This window comes from Desulfonatronospira sp. MSAO_Bac3 (genome assembly GCF_003838035.1).
Classification (GTDB): Bacteria; Desulfobacterota; Desulfovibrionia; order Desulfovibrionales; family Desulfonatronovibrionaceae; genus Desulfonatronospira; species Desulfonatronospira thiodismutans.
Genome location: NZ_QYZY01000093.1, coordinates 1 through 5,440, shown reverse-complemented (window position 1 = coordinate 5,440; position 5,440 = coordinate 1). Strand labels below are relative to the sequence as shown.

6 protein-coding genes and 1 pseudogene are annotated in these 5,440 nt (G+C 53.4%); 3 read left to right on the top strand and 4 right to left on the bottom strand.

Going from position 1 to position 5,440, the window contains the following annotated elements:
* The 3 genes from D5S03_RS03440 to D5S03_RS03430 all read left to right on the top strand — a co-directional run.
* Positions 1-371 (top strand): MFS transporter (locus D5S03_RS03440; RefSeq protein ID WP_287042680.1); only part of this gene is annotated, 371 nt, incomplete at its 5' end.
* Positions 372-410: 39 nt separating this feature from the next.
* On the top strand, positions 411-1,670 hold the full coding sequence (locus D5S03_RS03435) for a hypothetical protein (RefSeq protein WP_287042679.1): 1,260 nt from the start codon (positions 411-413) through the stop codon (positions 1,668-1,670).
* Between the two features lie 438 nt (positions 1,671-2,108).
* The gene (locus D5S03_RS03430) at positions 2,109-3,167 is read left to right on the top strand and encodes an ABC transporter substrate-binding protein (RefSeq protein WP_287042678.1); all 1,059 of its coding nucleotides are present in this window, start codon (positions 2,109-2,111) and stop codon (positions 3,165-3,167) included.
* A gap of 92 nt (positions 3,168-3,259) precedes the next feature.
* On the opposite strand, the gene D5S03_RS03425 is transcribed toward D5S03_RS03430, so the two are convergent.
* The 4 genes and pseudogenes from D5S03_RS03425 to D5S03_RS03410 form a co-directional block, all read right to left on the bottom strand.
* A complete protein-coding gene (locus D5S03_RS03425; protein ID WP_287042677.1) occupies positions 3,260-3,688 on the bottom strand; it encodes a type II toxin-antitoxin system VapC family toxin in 429 nt (142 codons plus the stop codon).
* Positions 3,685-3,930 (bottom strand): DUF2191 domain-containing protein, encoded by a 246-nt coding sequence (locus tag D5S03_RS03420; protein WP_287042676.1) that lies wholly within the window; start codon positions 3,928-3,930, stop codon positions 3,685-3,687. Before D5S03_RS03420 ends, D5S03_RS03425 begins: the two co-directional genes overlap by 4 nt.
* Positions 3,931-4,130: 200 nt before the next feature.
* Entirely contained in the window at positions 4,131-5,030 is a 900-nt protein-coding gene (locus D5S03_RS03415; protein ID WP_287042675.1) for an ABC transporter substrate-binding protein, read from the bottom strand.
* A 102-nt stretch (positions 5,031-5,132) separates the two neighbouring features.
* Positions 5,133-5,440: pseudogene (locus tag D5S03_RS03410) on the bottom strand (alcohol dehydrogenase); the annotation flags it as partial.

Genomic DNA, 5,440 nt, shown 5'->3' with positions numbered 1-5,440 from the left:
TTCGCAAATACTTCATACTCCTGGGCGGGCTCATAACTGCCGGGGCAATGCTTTCTTTCGCCCTTTTCAGCGGTTTCATACCCATCCTGGTCATGGTCATAATGCTGGGCATAGCCCACAGTTTTTCCGTATCCTCTCAGGCCTCGGTGATCTCTGAAACTGATATCGTAAAAAAGCTTGGCCCGGGGGCAGGCATGGGGATATACCGCTTCTGGGAAAGGGCCGGCAACGTGGCCGGACCGCTGGTAATGGGCTTTCTCATCGCCAGGGTGGGCTATGAAAGCTCTGTGGTGCTTTTCGGAATACTGACCCTGGTCAGCAGTATATTGTACCTGGGCTTTCTTATCCGCAGAAACCGGCTCAGCCCTTGAGTCAGGTCATGAATACCTGAAACTTCTGCCTGAGGATTTATGGACAGATACTTTTCTTTTCTGGACAATCAGATAAACGATCTATTGCGTGTCGACATAGGCTTCAGCACCTGCCCGGCAGCGGATATCTATCCCCTGCAGCCGGAAGTACTGCAGGGATACCAGAAACGCCATGAGCTTATCCAAAAGTTTCAGGACATAACTTCTGATCTTTTCCTGGCCTCCCTGGCTCAGGAAGCCGACCCTGCCATTGCCGGGCTTATTATCAATGAACTGCCCCAAAGCTTTGGCTGGAACTGGCACAAAGAACTACACGAGCGGGCCCGGGAAATGGGGATTTCACTGCAGCCCGCTTTTTTTCGCACCGATGAAGTTGTGCCTGGAAAAATCTCGGAAATTCAGAGCCCGGGGTCTCTGTGGTGCCAGTGCGAGCAGCTCTACTCTTTTTATGAGCATTTCAGCCAGGATTTTAAAGGAAAACCCGTCTTTCCCGGGTCCATGGCCGGGCAGTTCGCCAGGGACCTGAAGAAACACCTGGATGACCAGCCCCTGGTGCACCACCTCCTGGACAACGCCTCGGTCCAGTCCGGGATGCGCTTTTTCCTGCAGCGTACCAGGGATCACGGGGTCAGATATTTCGGATACGACAAAGACGTAAGCGCCTATGACTGCAACTTTATTCGGGCCCATGCCTTTCACGGGCTCATGTCCGACAACTACTTCAAAACCCGTTTTGATGCCTGGCAAAACAAGAGGCTGCACTACGACCTGCCGCCTAGCATCGTCTTTGACGAAAAAATCCCCCTTATCTTCCCTTTCTGGGAAAAAACCAGGGATATGTACCCCGATGAAATCCGGGAGATCTTCCCTTATACTACCCTGGTAGACCCGGAAAACATTGTCCTGGAAGATGGGGAACGTATGGATATTCATGAATTTTTACAGCTGCCCAGGAAAAGAAGGGATTATTTCCTCAAGTATGCCGGATGCGACCTGGACGCCAACTGGGGCAGCAAAGGGGTCTACTCCATGCAGGCCATGACCGGCAACACCGCCGGGCGGATAAAATCTTTGCTCACTGAAGGTTATAAGCACAACAGATACTGGATCCTGCAGAAAAGTTACTCGGTCAAAGAAGATATCGCCTACCTGGACAGGTCCAGTGGATTGCAGGAGACAACCGCCACTGCCAAGTACAGCGGATTTTACGGGCCGTGCGGGCTTATGGGCATCCTGGTCATGCACCGGCCTTTCTACAAGGTCCACGGGGCCGGGGATACCATCGTCAGTATATGCTGAGAGCTCATTGCCCGGAATTGACTGGACGTAACTCTTGATAGGGGAGATATGCCTATTTGCCTGTCTGCCAGGCGGGTAATGCCTTGCTGGGGATTTTTATTCTTCAAAACCGTGTGTGCGGAGCACCTGCCTGCCCGCTAAAATTCCGCAGGACAGCAAAGCGTATTTTAGTCGGGTGTGAAGCCTGAAGGCTTCCCGTGCCTAAGAAGATTTTTTTTGGCACGGGCAACTTCGTTGCACACCCCGGTGAAACCCGCTGCGCGGAGACAAAAGTCTGTTTCACGGGGCGAGCGGGCGGCTCTGCCGCTCACGGTTAGAGAGTACGCCTCAAGTCTATTCCCGGTGGCGATTGCTGGCACCCCCTGAATGGTTACGACTGGACCTTGTCCGGGAAACAATTTAAAGTTCCATCATATTTTAAAATAATTGGAGCAGGTTATGCTAAAGTTTTTCAGGCTGCAGAACATGGCTTTTATCTGCCTGATACTGGCCGGAATTCTTCTGGCCTCTCCGGCATTTGCGCAGGAGAAGAACTACCGGGTGGGCTATATCGAGGGAGGTTCGTACTGGCTTTTTTCGGACTCGCTGCAGGCTGTAAAGGATTCTTTGCAGGCCCGGGGGTGGCTGGAAAAAATAGATTTCCCCGGGGATGCTCACTACAGCCCGGGTTGGGACAGGGACGAGCTCCTGGAAGAAGAGGCCCGGGAGCTGATGCAAAGAGACGACCTGGACCTGGTCCTGGCAGCAGGCACTGATGCCACCCGGGCCATACTTGCGGCCAACAACCATGAAACACCCATTGTGGCCATGGCCGTCTCCGACCCTGTGGATTCGGGTTTTGTGAAAAGCACCCAGGACTCAGGTGTGGACAATTTTACTGTACGCCTGGATCCGGAAAGATATCCGCGTATGTTCGATATTTTCCACCAGATCGTGGAATTCGACCGGCTGGGGGTGATCTATCCGGACACCGAGAGCGGCAGGCAGTTTACAAACCTTGGTGCCGCCAGGCGGATAGCCGCTGAAAGGGGATTTGAACTCCTGGAATACGACAGAATCACTACAGAATCCGTCCAGGACTGCTTAGAAGGGATCAGGCACCTCCTGGATAAGGGCATGGATGCCTTTTTCATTCCCTCTCTTCTGGCCTTTGACTGGGAAAGCAGCGATGTGGATAAGATTCTTAGCTTTCTGCGGGAGCAGGGAATACCCACCTTTGCCAGAAACGGCTCCCGGGATGTGGAGGCCGGCGCTCTCATGGGCTTTTCAACCGTGGACTTCAGCAGGAGAGGCAACTTTCTGTCTCAAATGATAATTGATATCCTTGAAGGCAAACAGCCCAGATCCCTGAACATGGTGGACAGAGGCGCACCCAAGATATCCTTCAACATCCAGGTAGCCAACGAAATAGGCTTTAACCCACCCTTTGAGCTCCTGGCTGCCACGGACGAACTCTACCGCGAAATCTCCCTGCCTGAAGACAGGCTGGTGGAGTGATTAAAGGGCCTGCTCGTCTGAAATTTTCTCAATGCAAAACACTTATCCCTGCCAGGATGCACTGCCAGGGCGTTGCCGGCCCGCATTATTTTTCATGTCAGGGGATTTTGCCATTTTAAGCCAGGAAAGCGGGCGAAATCAGAATCGGTAGAGGCGAGTACACACCCGTGTTCAATGGCCAGGGCCGCCAAGTGAGCGTCAGTGACAAGATTGGCTGTAGCCTTCCCCTTGATCAGCATGTCTTGAAACAGTTTCCAGTGCTGATCGGTTGGCCGGATAATTCTCGCGCAGGGCTGATCCAGCCAGCTCTGAACCCGCGCAACTGCCCGGTCTATGGAAAGCGGACGTTCAAAGACCCGGGGACTGGTGCCAATGCGGATAAACGCCGAAAGCACTGTCCAGCAAAAACAAACAGGCCGGGTTCCTGAAAGTTGCCCATCCCACCAGTTGCGGGCCTGGTCATGCCTGGGATGAAGGCTGTCCTCGGCATAAAGCAGAATATTGGCATCAACAAGTATCACCTGGCATCCTCGCCTTCCACCTGGGCCAGGAGTTCCTGGATATTGTCCAGGTTTCTTCCCTGCTTAAGCCCCATGGGTTGAGGCATGGTTGTGTAATCCCGCTGCAAAGCTGGCTTTTCCACTTCTCTTAGACCAGCTCTGAGGGCTTCATTGATCACAGTCTTAAATGGGATTCTTCGCCTGGCGGCAAGAGCCCTTGCTTTTTCCAGGACATCGTTGTCTATGGCTAATGTTGTCCTCATACTGATGATGCTAAGACATCAAAACTATTTATGTCAAGGCATATTAAAATGATAGCCAGATCCCAGGGCATTTCGCTTTGACTACTTAACTGTGTCGCCCGGCTTGTCATTTTACGCAGAGCGCGAGCCTCTCCCCTGCCCGGTCAAGGAAGGGCTGGGGGGGATTGCTCATTCTCAAGAGCCACCTTCTTATAAAATTACTACTGAACAATCTCCGGAAAATGATCATACACCCTGTCCGCTGCCAGCATCAGGTCCAGGGGTAGATCCACATTCATCTTCTCTGCGGAGCTGGTGTTGATGGTAATGTTTACTTCCCTGGGCTTTTCCACTGAAATGCCCCCCGGCTTTTCCCCCTCAAGGATCCTTTTGGCCATGGCCCCGGTCTGCAGGCCCATACTGTGGTAATCTATGCTCAGGGAGGCCATGGCCCCTTCAGCCACGGAGCTGGGGTCTGCAGCATACAGGGGAACGTCATGCAAGGCACACAGTCGAGCCAGCATGGATACGTGCTGGACAACATAGTTGTCTGTAGAAATGTACAGGGCCTGCACCCTGTCCAGTATTCCCAGAGCTGCATCCTGTACATCGCCTCCGGGTCCGACAGAAGCCGTCAGCAGCTCCAGGCCGGAATTACCTGCCATTTCCTGCAGTCTTTTTTTGATCAAGACCGCGTTTTGCTCGAATTCGGAAAACACAATGCCCAGTGTTGAGATCCCGGGATGCACCCAGGTGATCATATCCAACTGTTCGCGCACAGGGCTCATATCGGTAAGTCCGGTAACCCGTCCTCCGGGCTTGTGCATATCCGTTATAAGCCCTGCGCCAACCGGATCGGTGACCGCTGAAAAGACAATATCTACAGATTCCATTTTCCGGACGGCCTCCTGCGATGCCTGGGTACCCAGGGTAATTACCAGGTCGGGGTCAAGTTCGCTTATCTTTGATATATGATCCTTTTCATTTTTGCCTTCATCCTGTTCCCGGTTCATGAATACCTGGGTAAATTCGATTTTTACATCCTTATCTTGAAAGTGCTGGATGACCCCGGATGCTGCTTCATCCAGAGCCGGATGCCTGATGGAGTGCAGAATTGCCACCCTGAAGTCCTGCGCCCATGCAGAGCTCAAGCCTGCAGGTAAGCCCACGGCATTAACAAGCAGGAATAATAAACCGGACAACAGATGAATTCGCTTCAAGGTTCAGCTCACCTCCAGGACAACCTTCAGGGCCTGGCCGCTTTGTGCTGCTTCAAAGGCCTCCAGGGCCTGGTGCAGGGGATAGCGGTGGGTGATCAGGCGCTCCAGGGGCATGTCCGGGAACCTGTGCATCATGTCCAGGGCGTGGCTGAACTGCCCGCAGCGTGATCCCACCAGGGTGATTTCGTTCACCACCAGCGGGGCCAGGTTTACCTCGCCCTGCAGGGCCACTGTGGACTTGAGCACTATGGTCCCCCGGGGCCGGCACAGGTCCATGGCCTGCTCAATTCCCCTGCCCGAGCCTGTGGCGT